At 45.0% G+C, this 16684-nt stretch carries 14 protein-coding genes; 11 read left to right on the top strand and 3 right to left on the bottom strand.

The features are described from left to right. Window positions 1-12: 12 nt before the first annotated feature. From aroF to ACR8BL_RS07690, 5 genes are all read left to right on the top strand, one after another. Window positions 13-1077: a 3-deoxy-7-phosphoheptulonate synthase gene (gene aroF / locus ACR8BL_RS07710; protein ID WP_434752061.1), complete on the top strand. Its 1065-nt coding sequence runs from the start codon at window positions 13-15 to the stop codon at window positions 1075-1077. A gap of 412 nt (window positions 1078-1489) precedes the next feature. Beyond that, window positions 1490-2914 (top strand): type I glutamate--ammonia ligase, encoded by a 1425-nt coding sequence (glnA, locus tag ACR8BL_RS07705; protein WP_434752060.1) that lies wholly within the window; start codon window positions 1490-1492, stop codon window positions 2912-2914. 215 nt (window positions 2915-3129) lie between these two features. Continuing rightward, entirely contained in the window at window positions 3130-4239 is a 1110-nt protein-coding gene (gene serC, locus ACR8BL_RS07700; RefSeq protein WP_434752059.1) for a 3-phosphoserine/phosphohydroxythreonine transaminase, read from the top strand. 158 nt (window positions 4240-4397) lie between these two features. After that, window positions 4398-4862, top strand: a complete 465-nt coding sequence (trmL, locus tag ACR8BL_RS07695; protein WP_434752058.1) for a tRNA (uridine(34)/cytosine(34)/5-carboxymethylaminomethyluridine(34)-2'-O)-methyltransferase TrmL — start codon at window positions 4398-4400, stop codon at window positions 4860-4862. 169 nt (window positions 4863-5031) lie between these two features. Further along, complete coding sequence (locus tag ACR8BL_RS07690; RefSeq protein WP_090919903.1) at window positions 5032-5277, top strand: AbrB/MazE/SpoVT family DNA-binding domain-containing protein; 246 nt, start codon at window positions 5032-5034, stop codon at window positions 5275-5277. Window positions 5278-5342: 65 nt separating this feature from the next. On the opposite strand, the gene ACR8BL_RS07685 is transcribed toward ACR8BL_RS07690, so the two are convergent. Beyond that, the gene (locus tag ACR8BL_RS07685) at window positions 5343-6254 is read right to left on the bottom strand and encodes a serine hydrolase domain-containing protein (protein ID WP_434752057.1); all 912 of its coding nucleotides are present in this window, start codon (window positions 6252-6254) and stop codon (window positions 5343-5345) included. A gap of 396 nt (window positions 6255-6650) precedes the next feature. Here ACR8BL_RS07685 and ACR8BL_RS07680 point away from each other — a divergent pair, with 396 nt between their 5' ends. The 6 genes from ACR8BL_RS07680 to ACR8BL_RS07655 all read left to right on the top strand — a co-directional run bounded on the left by ACR8BL_RS07680 (window position 6651) and on the right by ACR8BL_RS07655 (window position 14472). Beyond that, window positions 6651-7499, top strand: a complete 849-nt coding sequence (locus tag ACR8BL_RS07680; protein WP_434752056.1) for an alpha/beta hydrolase — start codon at window positions 6651-6653, stop codon at window positions 7497-7499. 11 nt (window positions 7500-7510) lie between these two features. After that, complete coding sequence (locus tag ACR8BL_RS07675; RefSeq protein WP_434752055.1) at window positions 7511-8470, top strand: ABC transporter permease; 960 nt, start codon at window positions 7511-7513, stop codon at window positions 8468-8470. Window positions 8471-8487: 17 nt separating this feature from the next. Continuing rightward, on the top strand, window positions 8488-9390 hold the full coding sequence (locus ACR8BL_RS07670) for a carbohydrate ABC transporter permease (protein ID WP_434752054.1): 903 nt from the start codon (window positions 8488-8490) through the stop codon (window positions 9388-9390). Window positions 9391-9447: 57 nt separating this feature from the next. Continuing rightward, window positions 9448-11052 (top strand): ABC transporter substrate-binding protein, encoded by a 1605-nt coding sequence (locus tag ACR8BL_RS07665; protein ID WP_434752053.1) that lies wholly within the window; start codon window positions 9448-9450, stop codon window positions 11050-11052. Window positions 11053-11205: 153 nt separating this feature from the next. Next, complete coding sequence (bglX, locus tag ACR8BL_RS07660; protein ID WP_434753046.1) at window positions 11206-13353, top strand: beta-glucosidase BglX; 2148 nt, start codon at window positions 11206-11208, stop codon at window positions 13351-13353. A 102-nt stretch (window positions 13354-13455) separates the two neighbouring features. Further along, complete coding sequence (locus ACR8BL_RS07655) at window positions 13456-14472, top strand: LacI family DNA-binding transcriptional regulator (protein WP_434752052.1); 1017 nt, start codon at window positions 13456-13458, stop codon at window positions 14470-14472. Between the two features lie 335 nt (window positions 14473-14807). On the opposite strand, the gene ACR8BL_RS07650 is transcribed toward ACR8BL_RS07655, so the two are convergent. Both ACR8BL_RS07650 and ACR8BL_RS07645 read right to left on the bottom strand, forming a co-directional pair. Further along, window positions 14808-15872 (bottom strand): phosphodiester glycosidase family protein, encoded by a 1065-nt coding sequence (locus ACR8BL_RS07650; RefSeq protein WP_434752051.1) that lies wholly within the window; start codon window positions 15870-15872, stop codon window positions 14808-14810. Beyond that, window positions 15869-16279, bottom strand: coding sequence for a hypothetical protein (locus tag ACR8BL_RS07645; RefSeq protein WP_434752050.1), 411 nt, complete (start codon window positions 16277-16279; stop codon window positions 15869-15871). The genes ACR8BL_RS07650 and ACR8BL_RS07645 overlap by 4 nt, the downstream gene beginning before the upstream one ends. Window positions 16280-16684: the final 405 nt, after the last annotated feature.

Raw genomic sequence — 16684 nt, 5'->3', positions numbered from 1 at the left:
ATGGGACAATTTATGATCGTAATTGCAGGCAAAGCTACCTCGGAGGATCAGATTCAGGATATCGTTGGTGTTATTGAAAAGGAAGGGTTACAAGCACATGTATCCCGCGGAGAGGATCGCACTATCATTGGATTGATTGGTAAAGTAGAACCTAAAATGCAAGAACACTTGCGCCAAATGAAGGGCGTCGAGAATGTGGTGAAGATTTCGAAATCTTACAAATTGGCAAGTCGTGACTTCCATCCGGAAGATACGGTTATTTCTATCAAAGGTGTAGATATTGGCGGGAAAGAGCTTGTTGTGATGGGCGGACCTTGTGCAGTTGAATCCGCAGCACAGATTGATGAAATTGCCGGACTTGTTAAAGCGGCTGGTGGTCAAGTGCTTCGTGGAGGTGCCTTCAAGCCACGTACAGGTCCTTACAGCTTCCAGGGAACGGGTGTGGAAGGTCTGATCATGATGGCAGAGGCGGGTCAGAAACATGGCTTGCTGACGATTACAGAGGTTATGACGCCTGAATATGTGGATATCTGTGCGGAGTACGCAGATATTCTGCAAGTGGGTACACGTAACATGCAGAACTTTGATTTGCTGCGCAAGTTAGGTGAGTGTGGTAAACCAGTATTGCTGAAGCGTGGATTCAGCGCGACCTATGATGAATTACTTAACGCAGCCGAGTACATTTTGGCAGGAGGTAACCCGAATGTAATGCTGTGTGAACGCGGTATCCGTACGTTTGAATCGTACACTCGGAATACACTGGATCTGTCAGCGATTCCTGTTTTGCAGTCTCTGAGCCATCTGCCAGTCATCTCTGACCCGAGCCATGGTACGGGACGCCGTGAACTGGTAGAACCAATGACCAAAGCCTCGGTAGCCGCGGGAGCTAACGGCTTGATCATTGAGATGCATACAGATCCGGACAACTCCATGACGGGAGACGGTGTGCAGTCTTTATTCCCTGACCAGTTTGCAAACTTATTACAGGATCTGGAGAAACTAGCTCCGATTGTAGGAAAAACATTTAACACGGCTAAACAGCCGGCTGCATTTTTCCCGGCACGTGTGGGCGTATAATTAACGTAGCCATAAAGATTTGAAAGTAAAAACCGGATTTCTTACTCCGATTGTTTCTTGTGAACAATTAGGGTGGATGTCCGGTTTTTCGTGTATTTTGGACATATGAACATATTTATTATCAAAGGTGATAAGAAACATTTATGATGTCACGTTTTTTCCATCATATAGGTTATTTTAGGGGTCGCTTTACCGCATTAAACCAGTCAAATAATGATGATTAACGTTGTTATATGAAATTTTGTATATTATAAAATGTAAGTATACCTAACATGCTCGCAAAAAATACCTTACATAAGTATTGACGATGTAATGTTTAAGAAATTATAATGACGACAGAAAAAAATTCGAATATATAGACATTTTCTTCGTGGGGTTGTTTAATGTTCGGAATATTTGGGAGGACGAATACATGTCGGTTGAAAACGTATTGAAATCAATTCAAGAGAATAACATCGAGTGGGTAGATTTTCGTTTTGTAGATTTGGCTGGTCGTGCGCATCACATCTCTTTGCCAGCTTCGGCTGTTGATGCAGACACGTTCGTAAATGGAGTAGCGTTTGATGGTTCTTCTATCCAAGGTTTCCGCGGTATTGAAGAGTCCGATATGGTTATGATGCCAGATCCTGAAGCGACTTATGTCGATCCGTTCACTGCACACCCTACATTGAATGTTATGTGTGACATTTTCACACCGGATGGCGAGCGTTATGAGCGTGACCCACGTAGCATCGCAGTTAAAGCTGAAGCTTTCCTGAAAGAAAGTGGCGTAGGTACTGCAGCGTTCTTCGCACCAGAGTCCGAGTTCTTCATCTTTGACGATGTTCGTTATGAGAGCGGAACGAACAGCTCTTCTTATTTCGTAGATTCCGAAGAAGCATCATGGAACACAAACCGCAAAGAAGAAGGCGGTAACCTGGGCTTTAAAGTTCGTACTAAAGGTGGATATGTTCCAGTAGCTCCAGTGGATACTCAACAAGATATCCGCAGCGAAATGTGTCGTTTGTTGGAAGAAGCCGGTTTGTCCATCGAGCGTCATCACCATGAAGTAGCAACTGCCGGTCAAGCTGAAATCAACTTCCGTTTTGATACGTTGAAGAAAACAGCAGATAACCTGCTTGTATACAAATACATCGTGCACAATACGGCACGTCAATATGGCAAAGTAGCAACATTCATGCCAAAACCATTGTTCGGTGACAACGGTAGCGGAATGCACGTTCACCAATCCATTTTTGATGGTGATTCCCCATTGTTCTATGATAAAGGTGGATATGCAAACCTGAGTGAAATGGCTCTGCACTACATCGGAGGTATCTTGTACCACGCTCCGGCTTTGATCGCTTTGACGAACCCAAGCACAAACTCGTTCAAACGACTCGTGCCTGGTTACGAAGCACCGGTTAACTTGGTATATTCCAAAGGTAACCGTTCCGCAGCTGTACGTATCCCGGTAGCTGCTGTAACACCTAAAGGCTGTCGTATCGAATTCCGTACACCGGACTCCACAGCTAACCCATACTTGGCATTCTCCGCAATGCTGATGGCGGGTCTGGATGGAATCAAACGTAAAATCAACCCTACTGAGCTTGGATATGGTCCACTCGACAAAAACATCTATGACCTGTCTGATGCAGATAAAGAAAACATCCGCAGTGTACCAGCTTCTCTTGAAGAGGCACTGGATGCACTCGCAGCTGATAATGAGTTCTTGACTGAAGGTGGCGTGTTCACCAAAGAATTCATCGAGAATTACATCAACCTCAAGCGTGATGAAGCTAAAGCTGTTGCAATCCGCATTCATCCGCATGAGTACAGCCTCTACTTCGACTGCTAATCGGTCGGAGTCGGAACGGAAATTGTTCTAACTCAAAGCCTCCGGGACTCGATCTCGGAGGCTTTTCCTTGAAACAAACCGTGTAGCGCTTTAACTTTTTAGGGTGATAAAGGAATTTGATGGCTTTTAACGGATATTCAGTGCATATTGCCCTTGAAGCGGTCAGGGAATACTGATATCATAGCGATAATATTTACTTCATATGTCAGTTAAGGATGGAAAGGGCGGGGAAGTTTGTGACTAAGCGAGCGTATAACTTTAATGCAGGACCAGCAGCGCTTCCACTAGAAGTGTTGGAACGTGCTCAGGCAGAATTTGTAGATTTTCGTAATACAGGTATGTCGATTATGGAGATGTCCCACCGTGGGGCAGTGTACGAGTCTGTACATAATGAAGCTCAGGAGCGCTTGTTGTCGCTGTTAGGTAATCCCAAAGGATATAAAGTTCTTTTCCTACAAGGCGGCGCAAGCACACAGTTCGCGATGCTGCCGATGAACCTGCTTGGGGCAGGTCAGACAGCTGGTTACATCATGACAGGCAGCTGGGCCAAAAAGGCTCTGTCAGAAGCAAAGTTGATTGGAGAGACACAGATTGTTGCTTCTTCGGAATCCGATAAATTCATGAAATTACCGGATGTTTCGAATCTGAGTTTACCTGAACGTACGGCTTATGTGCATATCACTTCCAACGAAACGATTGAAGGTACACAGTTCAAGGATTTCCCTGATACCGGATCGGTACCGCTGATTGCAGATATGTCCAGTGATATTTTCTGTAAACCGTTTGATTTGAATCAGTTCGGCATGATCTATGCAGGCGCACAGAAAAACCTTGGACCTTCGGGGATTACAGTTGTTATCGCACGGGAGGAACTAGTGAGCGAGTCTCCTAAGACGATTCCAACGATGTTCCGTTACAGCACCCATGTAGATAATAATTCTCTGTATAATACACCACCATCCTTCTCGGTATATATGGTGAATGAAGTGTTGAAATGGATTGAAGAACAAGGCGGCCTGGCGGGTGTGGAACAAAAGAATACTAAAAAAGCAGAGCTTCTCTACAACACGATCGATTCCTCAGGAGACTTCTACCGTGGTTGCGTTGCATCAGCGGACCGTTCCTTGATGAATGTGACGTTCCGACTTGCTTCCGAGGAACTGGAGAAGAAATTTATTAAAGCCTCTGAGCAGGAGGGTTTTGTGGGTCTGAAGGGGCATCGTAGTGTAGGGGGGCTTCGTGCTTCCATCTATAACGCAGCTCCATACGAGAGTGTTAAGGCACTTACCGACTTCATGAAGCACTTCCAGCAAGCAAACGGATAACTTTAAGAATTCATGACCGAGTATAGCAGTAGTAAGCCCTTGACGAGCCCTACTACTGCTGTGGCAAAGCCTTCCACATTGACGTGTGGAGGGCTTTTCTTTAGAATTAGAGGATTGTTGTATACATGAACATGAAATAAAAAGGAGATCAAACACATATGGCATTACACATCGTTCTTGTTGAACCCGAGATCCCCGCTAACACCGGTAATATCTCGCGGACTTGTGCAGCGACAGGTACGCATCTGCATCTCGTGCGTCCTCTGGGATTCCGGACAGATGATGCAACCTTGAAGCGTGCTGGACTGGACTACTGGCATGCAGTTCACATCGAATATCATGATTCTTTTGATGAAGTTCAGGCGAAGTACCCGGACGGACGTTTTTTCTACGCAACAACGAAAGCCAAAAACCGGTATTCAGATTTCGAATTCCAGGATGGAGATTTTCTGGTGTTTGGCAAAGAAACGAAGGGGCTTCCACCGGAATTAATTGCTGCAAATCCGGAAACTTGCATGAAAATGCCAATGAGCGGTGATGTCCGTTCCTTAAACCTTTCCAACTCAGCAGCAATTATCGTATATGAAGCACTCCGCCAGCTGAATTTCCCAGGGTTGGATTAATAAATTACTTCCGAAAAGACGGATAGAATTCGCTAAATAAACATTTTTCAAAAAAAAGGACAAAAAATGTTTATTTCCAGCAGGATTCGACAAAATTTTGGCGAATCTATAGATGTAGTACTAATGTACCTAGAAATTCAGAGTAAGATAGGAGAGGTGTGCCGTAGCTATGAAGCCAGCAGGAGTAGTTCGCAAAGTTGACCAATTGGGTAGGATCGTATTACCTAAATCTTTGCGCAAAAGGTATCAAATGAATGAAGGAGATCCTGTAGAAATTTTAGTTCAAGGGGATCATATTATCTTGGAAAGATACCGTCCGAAATGTATTTTCTGCGGATCAATGGAAGATGTCAATGACTTTAAAGAGCGTTACATATGCGCACAATGCTTGGAAGAAATGACTCAGCTTTCATAAAAAAACAAGTACACAAAAACGTCATGGTGTTCATAAACTCCATGGCGTTTTTGGTTTGTTTATCGTTAAGCAAGTACAGGCAAGATCTGCTCCCAGACCGCGTTCAGAATACCTTGCATGTTCTCTTCTTCACTATTGATGCTGATGACAGCTTTTTTGGAAGGCAGGACAATGCAAAATTGACCAAAAGCTCCATCTGCGCGATAAGCATTATGGGAGCACATCCAAAATTGATAACCATAGCCTTGTCCCCAATCCCCATCTCCGCTTGTTTCAATCTGTTTACGCGTAGCTGCCCTAATCCACTCATTAGGAACCAGTTGTTTGTTGTTCCAACGGCCTTCCTGAAGCAAAAACTGTCCAAACCGGCTTAATTCTTCATTGCTCAGCCAAAGGCCTGCACATCCAAGAGTGATTCCGAGTGGAGAAGTCTCCCATTCTATATCAACCATGCCTAGTGGTTCAAAAAGCCGTGGTATGAGGTAATCTTTAACTGTCTGACCAATAGCTGCTTGCAGCATGGCCGAAATCATGAATGTATCCCCGCTACTATATGTGAAATGATTTCCTGGCATTCGATCCAATGATAAAGACATGTAATGTTTCACCCAGTCCTTTTCCTTTAAGGAGGCTCGTTCGTCCGCCCATAGAGGAGGGGAATCGTGACCCGAAGACATGCAAAGCAGATCTCGCAGTGTAAGCTCTCGTGCAGGCGGCAGTTGTGTGGAGTTTAGCTGTGCTTGATCACATGGGAAGTAATCTCCCAGAGTGTCATCTAACTGAATGAGTCCTTCCTGAACGGCCAGTCCAACCGCCATGGAGGTAAAGGATTTACTTACCGAATGTTGCACACGGCGGCGATCTCCGTCCGAATGCCATTCATCCAGAAGCTGCCCATTGTGTAGAACACGTACAGAGTGTACATGAAGTTTCTCTGCTCTGATTGTATCGATGAATCCTTTGAGATGTTTAGACATGATAACCCTCCGGTTTGAGGCTTTTGCCTGAATGAATTCAATCTGGTGAAACGTTTCCGTAATTGGAACACAAAATTAGAACTCATGTTAGTATAATCTTTGTTTGATGTCAATTCAGGCGGAATAACGATGGCTAAACCTTAATGTACGCACAATAAAAGTGTCTTTTAGATCAAAATTGAAACGTGTAAGTCACTTTTTTAATGAAATAACGCGAAAAATGTAAAAAGGTTATTGACAGGATTTACTCATCGGGATTATGATTTATTCGAAACGATTCGAAGAAATCGCTTCCAAGTAAAACATTGATATTTAATCTTCAAGTAAATCAATGTGGATTGTTTTTGAAACGATTCGAGAGAATCGTTTCGATAACAGAAGCTAGTTATGGGGAGCATGTTGAAAGAAGAAACGGTACACAGAGAAGACAAAACAAGCAATCCGCAGTTAAAAGCAGCAAAGATGAAAGGGGTTACGATCTTGGCGCATATTACGATCGAAACCGGATCACCCACATTATGCATGAACACAAGCATACATGTGGTGTCCAGTGACTCCGGAGAGACTTCAGGCGGTACACTATATCTGCTTCACGGGGCAGGAGACAATGCGAGTACGTGGCAGCGTCTGACCACAATTGAGATGTACGCAGCCCAATACGGCTGTACCGTCATCATGCCGGAAGCCAATCGCAGTTATTACACGGATATGGAATACGGCCTGAATTACTTCCACTACATCACAAAGGAATTACCTGAAATATGTGAAAGGCTGCTACGGTTGAACTCCGATCCAGCTAAAACGTATGTTGCCGGCTTGTCCATGGGCGGATACGGGGCGTTGAAATGTGGGCTGACCTATCCTGAGCAGTACAGCAAAGTGGTGTCTTTATCCGGTGTAACGAACATTCAGACACGTCTCCGTGATCCTCATATGCCAGAAGGTATGATCAAGGAAATGAAAGCGGTTTTTGGTGAACGGTTACAGGTAAAGGCTGATCAGGATATTTACGCATTGTCAGCCAGATTGCTGGAGCAGGGAGGAACCTTGCCGAAGATTCTGAGTTGTTGCGGAGATCATGATCCTTTCGTGGAAATGAACCGGGAGTATGCCGAGTACATGCAGGGAACTGCATTTGATTTTCGGTATGTTGAGACCCCTGGAACACATGAATGGAGATTTTGGGAGCAACATCTGAAAACGATGTTTGATTTTCTTTATAACGACAACACCATAGTAGAGTGAGGAGATGCAAATTGAAACCTGCAGCCGAAGGACCTGACAAAAAGCTGAAGGCAAACATGAGAGGCAAGTCGCTCTGGACTGAAGTCTGGAAGCACCGAATGACGTATACCCTGCTTGTTCCGGGACTAGTCTGGTTGATCTTGTTTGCTTATATGCCGATGGGCGGCCTGTCACTGGCGTTCAAAGATTACAAAGCGAACCTTGGAATCTGGGGAAGTCCGTGGAGCGGATTTGAAAATTTCAAATACGTTTTCCGTGATCCGACCTTTATTGATGCCGTATGGCGGACGCTTTACATTAACATTCTGAAACTGATTATTCAGTTCCCGTTCCCAATTATTCTGGCACTGTTGCTGAATGAACTGCGGATGCGCAGAGGGAAAAAGTGGTTCCAGACCGTCCTGACATTCCCGCACTTCCTATCCTGGATCATCGTATCCGGCGTAGTCATCAACGTGCTTGCCTATGACGGACTAGTGAACAGTGCACTTGGATTACTTGGATTGCCAACGATTAATTTCCTAGGCTCCGAATCCAATTTTGTTCCCATGTTGCTGCTGACTGACATCTGGAAATCGAGCGGTTGGGGCGCAATTATCTTCCTGGCAGCGATCTCCGGTATCGATCAGGATCAATATGAATCTGCACAGATCGATGGTGCATCCCGGTTGCAGCAGATGTTCCGCATTACGCTGCCAAACATTATGCCAACGATCACAGTTATGTTTATTTTGTCGGTGGGCGGATTGATGTCTTCTGGTTTCGACCAGATCTTCAACTTGGCAAATGCCGCAACGAAAAATGTATCTGAAGTACTCGATGTGTATATCTATCGGATTACATTCCAGTCATCAACCGACTTTTCATTCTCGACAGCGGTCAGCTTGTTCCGTTCCCTGGTAAATATGGTGCTGCTGCTTCTGGCTGACAGATTTGCCAAGTGGCTTGGCGGAGACGGTTTGTTCCGATAAGAGAGGAGGAAAATAAGATGAGCAAAAAGACTGGTAGAAAGCCGAAAATTGGCACCGAACGAATGACGATTCTTGATTATTTTATATTTGCTGTTTTGTTAGTGCTTGCGCTGATGATCCTGATTCCGTTCTGGAACGTGATTATGATCTCGTTTGCAACACAAAAAGAATATGCTGAAAATCCGTTCCTGATGTTCCCGAAAGAGTTCACGCTCGATTCCTACAAAGCGCTGTTCGCTGACGGAAGCATTCTGTCGGGTTACAAAAATACATTGATCTTGCTGGTTATTGGTTTACCGCTCAGTTTGTTCCTGACAACAAGTATGGCTTACGGCTTGAGCCGCGGCAATTTCCCGTTCAAAAAGTTTCTCTTTTTCCTGGTACTGTTCACGATGATCTTTAACGGAGGTATTGTTCCTCTGTACCTGATTATGAAATCACTGCATCTGACAGGTACATTATGGTCTGTTATTCTGGCAGGGAGTTTCAGTGCCTTTAACATGATTCTGATGATGAACTATTTCTACACCTTGCCTGAATCACTGATGGAATCCGCACGACTTGATGGTGCTGGAGAGTGGAGAATTTTGTTCTCTGTCGTTCTTCCGCTGGCAACACCAATTATGGCAACCATTACACTCTTCTATGGGGTAGCCTATTGGAACAGCTGGTATGATGCGATGATCTTCCTGCGAAAAGCAGATCAATTACCACTGCAAAACGTGCTAAGGAACATCATTGTAACTTCTACAACGAATGCATCCAATGCATCCAGTGTGGATGCAGTGAAACTGAGCAGCTTCTCTATGGGTATGAAGATGGCTGCAGTATTTGTCACGATGGTACCAATTATGTGTTTCTTCCCAATGCTGCAAAAGCACTTTGCCAAAGGGGTATTAACAGGGGCTATCAAGACCTGATGTACACATAGGATTTCAATGCAAAAGAAATTCGACTAAAAACATGGGGGTAAAAGCATGAAAACGGGTAAAAAGTCGTCAGTCAAAACGTTATTTGCGATCACACTCTGTCTCTTGATGTTGGTAGTATCCGCTTGTTCCAACAGCAGCAAAGGCTCAGATGGTGGTAACGAAAAGGATGCGGAAGGAAATTACAAAGATAACCTGACCATTTCTGTAGCGAATCTGACCGAAGTGAAAAACGGAAATATGGACAATGAGTTCCACAAATTCTGGCAAGACAAATTTAATATCAAATGGGATTACAACTATATTGACTGGGATTCATGGGGTGAGAAGCTTCGCCTGTGGATTAACTCTGGTGACCTGCCGGATGTAGCGGTATGGAACTATGTACACGGCGATGCTATCAATAACATCGATCAAGGCTTGTTCTACAAATTCCCTGATGATTGGAAAGAGCGCTGGCCAAATGTTGCTGCGGCTTACAAACTGACTGGTCTTGGCGACAAGCTGGAAGAACTCACAGGCGGTACGTATGTGCTTCCTAGACCAATTTATTTTGAAAACAAACCGGCTGATCCACTGACGAACCAAATCGGTGTTATCGCTCTTCGTAAAGACTGGGCCAAAGCTGTTGGTTTTGAACTGAAAGATGCATACACCACTTCTGAATTGAACAAGTTCGCTGAACTGGTGAAAGAAAAAGATCCAGGCAAGGTGGGTAATAAACTGGTGCCATTGTCTTACAATGCTGCCGATGCAATGACAAACATGATTATGCCGAACAGCGTTCATGCGATGACAGACGTTCCGTTCTACAAAGGTGAAGATGGGAAGTTCCATTGGGGTCCTGCAGACCCCGAAACACTGACAGGTTTGAAGTTGATGCAAAAAGCCTACAAGGAAGGACTGCTTAACCCGGAGTTCTACACTTGGAAAAACAATGAAGGACAAAATAACTTTAAAGTTACAGGTACTGCGGCTGTAACCAGTCTTGGTGGACTGGCTTCTTACAGACAAGGTCTGGATTCCGATATGCGGAAAAATCTTGGTGTTAACAGTGATGACCTCGTTCACACAGCGATCGTTCTTGGCGATGACGGTAAATACCGTAACATGGAACAAGCGAACTTCTGGTCTGCCTTGATTTTCAATCCGAACATTAGTGATGAGAAATTCGAACGGATCATGGATCTGATCGATTACTCTGCCACGAAAGAAGGACAATTGCTAATCAATATGGGCTTTGAAGGAAAAGACTGGAAATACGATGATAAAAAAGAACTGGTAAACTTGTTGCCTGAGGGAACAGTTTTGGAAGACAAATACCCTGCACGTTTTGAAGGACTTTATCTTCTGGGCGATGACTTCAGTGTGGTAAACCCTGCAATCAAAAAAGATTATCGTGACAGAGCCGTGGAACTGTTCCAAGAGAAAGCGAAATTGGGTACAGAAACTAAATCACTGGCACCATACGATTGGGATGTTAACTTATACGATTCCAAAGCGAAAAGTCAGGCTTCGTTTGATTATCAAAACGAATATGCCAACTTGATCCTTAAAGGTGGCGACTTGGAAGCTAACTGGAAAGAGTGGGTTAACAGCAAAAAGTCTCTGGTTCAGCCTTATCTGGACGAACTGAACGAGAAGTTCAAGTAAACGTAATAAAATTATGAACAGAATGGGGATGGCAGGAGCGTTCTGTCTCCCCGTCCGATTGAACCCGGTGCGCGGTCTCTCCCCGAACGCAGCCGGGTTCTTTCTATCAATAAACATGTAGTGGAGGATGATAACGTGAATAATCAGAAGTTGATGGATTTGTTGAATCAGATGACGCTGGAAGAGAAAGTGGCACAGCTGTTGCAGTTGACTGCCAATTTTTACGAAGGAACAGATACGCAAGGACAGATTACAGGTCCGATGGAAGAGATGGGCATTACGGAGCAATCTGTACGAGCGAGCGGCTCCATTCTTGGTTTATCGGGTGCACAGGCTATTATCGATGTACAGCAGGCCTATTTGAAAAAAAGCCGACTAGGCATTCCGTTGCTGTTTATGGCAGACGTGGTGCATGGCTTCAAGACCATCTTTCCGATTCCGCTGGCAATTGGGTGTTCATGGGATCTGGAGCTGGCAGAGAAAAGTGCCGAGATTTCGGCACGTGAATCCGCTGTATCCGGTTTGCATGTAACCTTTGCACCGATGGTGGATTTGGTTCGTGATCCGCGCTGGGGTCGTGTGATGGAAACAACAGGTGAAGACCCTTATTTAAACAGTTTATTTGCGGCCGCTTTTGTGCGCGGTTACCAAGGCGATAACTTGACAGATGAACTGGATCGTCTTGCTGCCTGTGTAAAACACTTTGCGGCGTATGGTGCAGCAGAGGGTGGCCGTGATTATAACACGGTAGATATGTCAGAACGACAACTGCGTGAATATTATTTGCCAGCATACAAGGCAGCACTGGATGCTGGCGTGGAGATGGTGATGACTTCATTTAATACCGTAGACGGTATTCCGGCCAGCGGGAATGAGAAGTTAATGCGTGGTATTTTGCGCGATGAATGGGGGTTTGACGGCGTGCTGATCTCGGACTGGGCTTCCATCCGTGAGATGATTGCCCATGGTGCAGCCGAGGATGACCGTGAGGCGGCATATCGCGCTATTCGTGCGGGCGTGGATATGGAGATGATGACACCATGTTACGTCAAACATTTGCCTGAACTGGTTCAACAGGGCGAAGTGGAAGAGAAGCTTGTAGATGAAGCAGTTTTGCGTATTTTGCAACTCAAAGACAAGCTTGGACTGTTCGATAACCCATTCCGAGCCGCCGATCCGGTACGTGAGCGTGAGATTGTTTTTTCCAGGGAACATCGTGAGGTATCACGGGAACTTGCTGCGAAGTCTGCCGTGCTGCTCAAAAACGAAGGGCAGGTTCTTCCGCTCCAACCGGATGCGAAGGTGGCATTAATTGGACCGTTTGCTCAAAGCGAGGATATCCTCGGCTGGTGGTCTTGTGAAGGCGTCAAAGCGGATGCGGTGAAGCTGGGAACAGCCTTGCAGGAGCGTCTCCCGCAAGGGAAGGTTATTGTAGCTCAAGGCAGTCATGTGCACACGATAACGGATGAGCAGATTGCCGAAGCACTTGAGGCTGCAAGTCAGTCTGATGTCATCGTACTAGCACTAGGCGAAGATTCCGAGATGAGCGGTGAAGGTGGTTCACGGACAGACATTCGTTTGCCAGCAGCGCAGTTGCAGTTGGTACAGGCGCTCAAGGCAGCAGGTAAACCGATCGCCAGTGTTATTTTCAATGGCCGTCCACTCGATTTGAACGGTGTTATCAGCGAATCTCATGCTGTACTTGAAGCATGGTTCCCCGGAAGTGAAGGCGGAGCAGCGATTGCCGATGTGCTTACAGGCGCAGTCAATCCATCCGCCAGACTCACGATGTCTTTCCCGCAATCGGTTGGACAAGTGCCGGTATATTATAATCACTTCAATACAGGGCGTCCGATCAACCCGAATAATACTGAAAATCGTTATGTTTCCCAATATATTGATAGTCCCAATGAACCGTTATTCCCGTTTGGATATGGTCTTTCCTATACGACATTTGCATATGGAGATATTGAAGTCTCAGGCCACGAGATGACTGCCAATGACACTCTGACGATTCAGGTGTGTGTAACCAATACGGGGGATCGTGTTGGTGTGGAGACCGTACAATTGTATGTTCGAGACGTGAGTGGTGAAGTGGTTCGTCCGATGCGTGAGCTGAAAGATTATGTGAAGCTATCTCTTGCACCAGGTGAGACGGGGAAGGCAACTTTTACATTAAATGAAACGCAGCTGCGTTATCACCATGCTGACCTGAGTTATCACAGTGATGGCGGAGAGTTCCGTGTGATGGTTGGACCAAACAGCAGGGATACACAGAGCCACACATTCAGACTTATTTGAAACAATTGATTCTGTGACAAGCCACACGTTTCTTCAGATCTAATTAACCATCAGGTCTTTCGTAATGAGAGGCCTGATCAACATAACAGAGGAGCAAAGAATATGGTCAGTATCAAGGATATCGCCAAAAAGGCGGGGGTTTCCATCTCGACCGTATCATACGCGCTGAATGGAAGCAACAAAGTGACCGATGAGACCCGTTCGAAAATTCTGGTCATTGCCAAAGAGTTAAACTATGTTCCCAATGCGGCTGCCAGAACATTGAAAAAGAGAGAGTCACGGATTTTGGGTGTATTTCTTACTGATTTCAGTGGTGATGTATACGGAGACTTATTAAGTGGCATGAAAGCGATTTGTAATGCCCAAGGGTATGATCTCATTGTATGCAGCGGCAAACAGTCCCATCGAATGTTGCCGGAAAGAATGATTGACGGCGCTATTATTCTCGATCATACGTTTTCAAGCGAGGAACTTATGCAGTATGCGGATCGAGGACACAAAATTGTAGTGCTTGACCGTGAGTTAAAACATCCCAATATTAATCAGGTTCTGCTCGATAATAAGGCTGGAGCCACACTGGCGATGGAATATTTGATTGAACATGGTCACAAAAAGATCTATGTGGTCACAGGTCCGGAAGGTTCGTTTGATTCTGAGCAGCGATTGAAAGCCGTAAGGCAGGTTGCTGAGCGGGTGGCGGACGTAGAGTGGATAGAAGTCACGGGAGATTTCGAGAAAAGCGGAGGGGAACGAGCCGCAGATCAAATTATTCAAACGTATAATGGACCGGCAGCTGTTTTTAGTCTCAATGATGAGATGGCTATCGGTTTATGTGATCGTCTTGCAGACAGTGAACTCCAGGTGGGCAAGCACATCGATGTAATTGGCTTTGATCATATTGAGCTTAGCAATTACGTCCAGCCCAAACTGGCAAGCATCGATTATTCCAAACGAAAATGGGGAGCGATCGCAGCTGAACAATTAATTAAAATTATTGCTGGAGAACCCGTTGATCACGAGCGAATATATGTCACTTTGGTGGAAGGGAAGTCTGTGACAGGGCCGGATCAGGCTGAGGTTATGCTGTCCCTACCAAATGAACGTGCAGTCAGCTACTAATCACGCCTTAGCATCATTGTTGGCAGGTTACCTTGCATACATCTTTCGTTATAACAAGAGACAAGCTTTGGAAGGATGGGAACGTCCTTTTAAAACTTGTCTTTGCTGTACGCGATAACATGAAAAAAAAGCCTCTCCAGGGAGAGGCTTGGCCTTACAGACCTTTTGTTTTGTCGTGGTTGTAGGATGAAGTGAGAATACCTGTGGTAAATAGCGTTAATACAACTGCAATAATCCAAAATGTCAGTGAAAACGACATACACTTCGCACCTCCTGCACAAGCTCATTTACTTCTATTATAACCATATTAGTTAGAAAAGGAATGCCCCGCCCCATCATTTGTAAAATAAAAAGTGGGTAGGTACAGGTCTCAGACTGCCATCCGAAGGGTGGTTAATCACCCGGTTATTCAGAATCAGCGATGAGGAACCACCGCCATCCAGATTATAGGCGTCCATCACGCCCAGTTTAAGCATTCTGCCTTGCATTTCTTCGAGGGTGGCACCCGAACTCCCACTCTCGTTGTAACCATCGACAACCATGATGAGTAATTGATCATCCTTGTAGTTGCCAATGACAGTTCGTGGAGCACGTTTGGGTGAAACCTTCCATTTGTCTGGAATAATTGTTTTCTGTCCATTTTTCATAAGAACCGGGACAAAAGTCGCTCCAAATTGCGGGCGCAGACGATCCAGAGAGTTTTTATCGAAAAACTTGCCTCCTACCAGCTGACCGGCATCGTTAAGTCCGACAAAGAACAGGTCTTTGAAACTGGCTTGAAAACCATTGATGTACTCACCGTTCATAACGGTTGTACTGAGGGGATAACGTTTGCCGCCACTGTCAGCAAATCCGCCAGCATTAATCCCGGCAATGGCTCCGCTACGTTTCACAGCCTGCATCGTCGTTTCTGATCGTCCAAGCTCGCTATTTAATGCCATTTGCATCGCGCTGTGATCTTTCAGTTTGATCTTCATGGCATATCCCGTGTAAGTACCTGGATTAACTCGATACATCTCGATGGTGATCCGATCACTGTCTACACGTTCAAAAGGAACACCAAGTTTAGCCGTAATTCGTTTGTTGTAGATGGTTTCCGGACGAGAGGCTTGAACGGCAGTCTTTTGTACAATGGTAGACATAGTGCTGGTAGTTTTGTTGTAGAGCTGTGTTGTTCTTTTAATAGAAGAAGAAGTTTGAACAGCGGCCTCCTTTGCTCCTGCAAGCTCTTTACTGATTGCTTGGGTCTGAGAGGTTACACGATCCTCAGGCAAGTTAGAAGGAATTACGGTTCCTGCTTCAAACTCTGGACGAAACAGTAGCATACATATGATTAATCCTATAAAAGGAGCGAGTGCAAGCATAAAAAAACGATTAACCTGTTTCACGGGTGTAATCATTTGAGCAAGTCCATCTTTTTCTGGAGAGCCTCCAGTTGTTTCTTCACTTCGCTCAGTTGCGTATACAATTTATTACTGTTGTCCGTTTTGCTGCTTGCATTATCCTTGGTGAAAGTCAGCAGTTCATTGAAAGACTGAACTTGTCCCTGCAATGCTGTAACTTCCGATGATATCGTTGTTAGCTGCTTTTCGTAGTCGGTTTTCAGTGCGTCAATCTGCTGCTGAGTATGGACCTGAAGCTGGTTGATCATCTGTTGCTGGAGGTGGTTACTATAATAGTAGGTTCCAGTGACTCCTAATGCAATGAGAACGATCCACATGACCAGAAACCATTTAACGGATGATCTGATCTTGCCTTTGGCGCTCCGGGTGTGATGGGTGTCAGAAGACGGGTCGGATAGATTCATAACATCACTCCTGGTTCAATAGAATAAAGATTAAAAATACCAATCCTCATTCTACCATGCTGCATTTATTTACGCAAAAATGAAATTCTTTAAATAATAGATGAAAAAGAGATTGCATCGGAAGGAAGTCCTAGGATACAATTTCTTATAGATGCAATAAGTAGGAACTTTGGATGGGTTTTTCGACTTTTTTAGATAGAAATGCAGGAAATTTATACTAGGTTTTGATCATTTCAGGCATGGAAAGAGGCCCATCTTGCCGTCTTTACAGTGAAATATAGTCAGAAAACAGAGCTTTTGAGCGTCTGAGACCTATATTTGCTCTTTATTCGACACAATCCGACCTTTGCTTCTTCTATACTCGGACTGTCGCATAGACTGTGTAAAGGATATGGATGGAAACAG

The sequence above is a fragment of the Paenibacillus amylolyticus genome (assembly GCF_051136285.1).
In the GTDB taxonomy this organism is placed as follows: domain Bacteria; phylum Bacillota; class Bacilli; order Paenibacillales; family Paenibacillaceae; genus Paenibacillus; species Paenibacillus amylolyticus_F.
The sequence above is the reverse complement of the archived record's forward strand: the minus strand, read 5'-3'. Positions and strand labels throughout refer to the sequence as shown.

Coding starts and splice junctions, on each gene's coding strand:
- aroF (WP_434752061.1), top strand. CDS start 13: ATGATCGTAATTGCAGGCAAAGCTACCTCGGAGGATCAGATTCAGGAT.
- glnA (WP_434752060.1), top strand. CDS start 1,490: ATGTCGGTTGAAAACGTATTGAAATCAATTCAAGAGAATAACATCGAG.
- serC (WP_434752059.1), top strand. CDS start 3,130: ATGGAAAGGGCGGGGAAGTTTGTGACTAAGCGAGCGTATAACTTTAAT.
- trmL (WP_434752058.1), top strand. CDS start 4,398: ATGGCATTACACATCGTTCTTGTTGAACCCGAGATCCCCGCTAACACC.
- ACR8BL_RS07690 (WP_090919903.1), top strand. CDS start 5,032: ATGAAGCCAGCAGGAGTAGTTCGCAAAGTTGACCAATTGGGTAGGATC.
- ACR8BL_RS07685 (WP_434752057.1), bottom strand. CDS start 6,254: ATGTCTAAACATCTCAAAGGATTCATCGATACAATCAGAGCAGAGAAA.
- ACR8BL_RS07680 (WP_434752056.1), top strand. CDS start 6,651: ATGTTGAAAGAAGAAACGGTACACAGAGAAGACAAAACAAGCAATCCG.
- ACR8BL_RS07670 (WP_434752054.1), top strand. CDS start 8,488: ATGAGCAAAAAGACTGGTAGAAAGCCGAAAATTGGCACCGAACGAATG.
- ACR8BL_RS07665 (WP_434752053.1), top strand. CDS start 9,448: ATGAAAACGGGTAAAAAGTCGTCAGTCAAAACGTTATTTGCGATCACA.
- bglX (WP_434753046.1), top strand. CDS start 11,206: ATGGATTTGTTGAATCAGATGACGCTGGAAGAGAAAGTGGCACAGCTG.
- ACR8BL_RS07655 (WP_434752052.1), top strand. CDS start 13,456: ATGGTCAGTATCAAGGATATCGCCAAAAAGGCGGGGGTTTCCATCTCG.
- ACR8BL_RS07650 (WP_434752051.1), bottom strand. CDS start 15,872: ATGATTACACCCGTGAAACAGGTTAATCGTTTTTTTATGCTTGCACTC.
- ACR8BL_RS07645 (WP_434752050.1), bottom strand. CDS start 16,279: ATGAATCTATCCGACCCGTCTTCTGACACCCATCACACCCGGAGCGCC.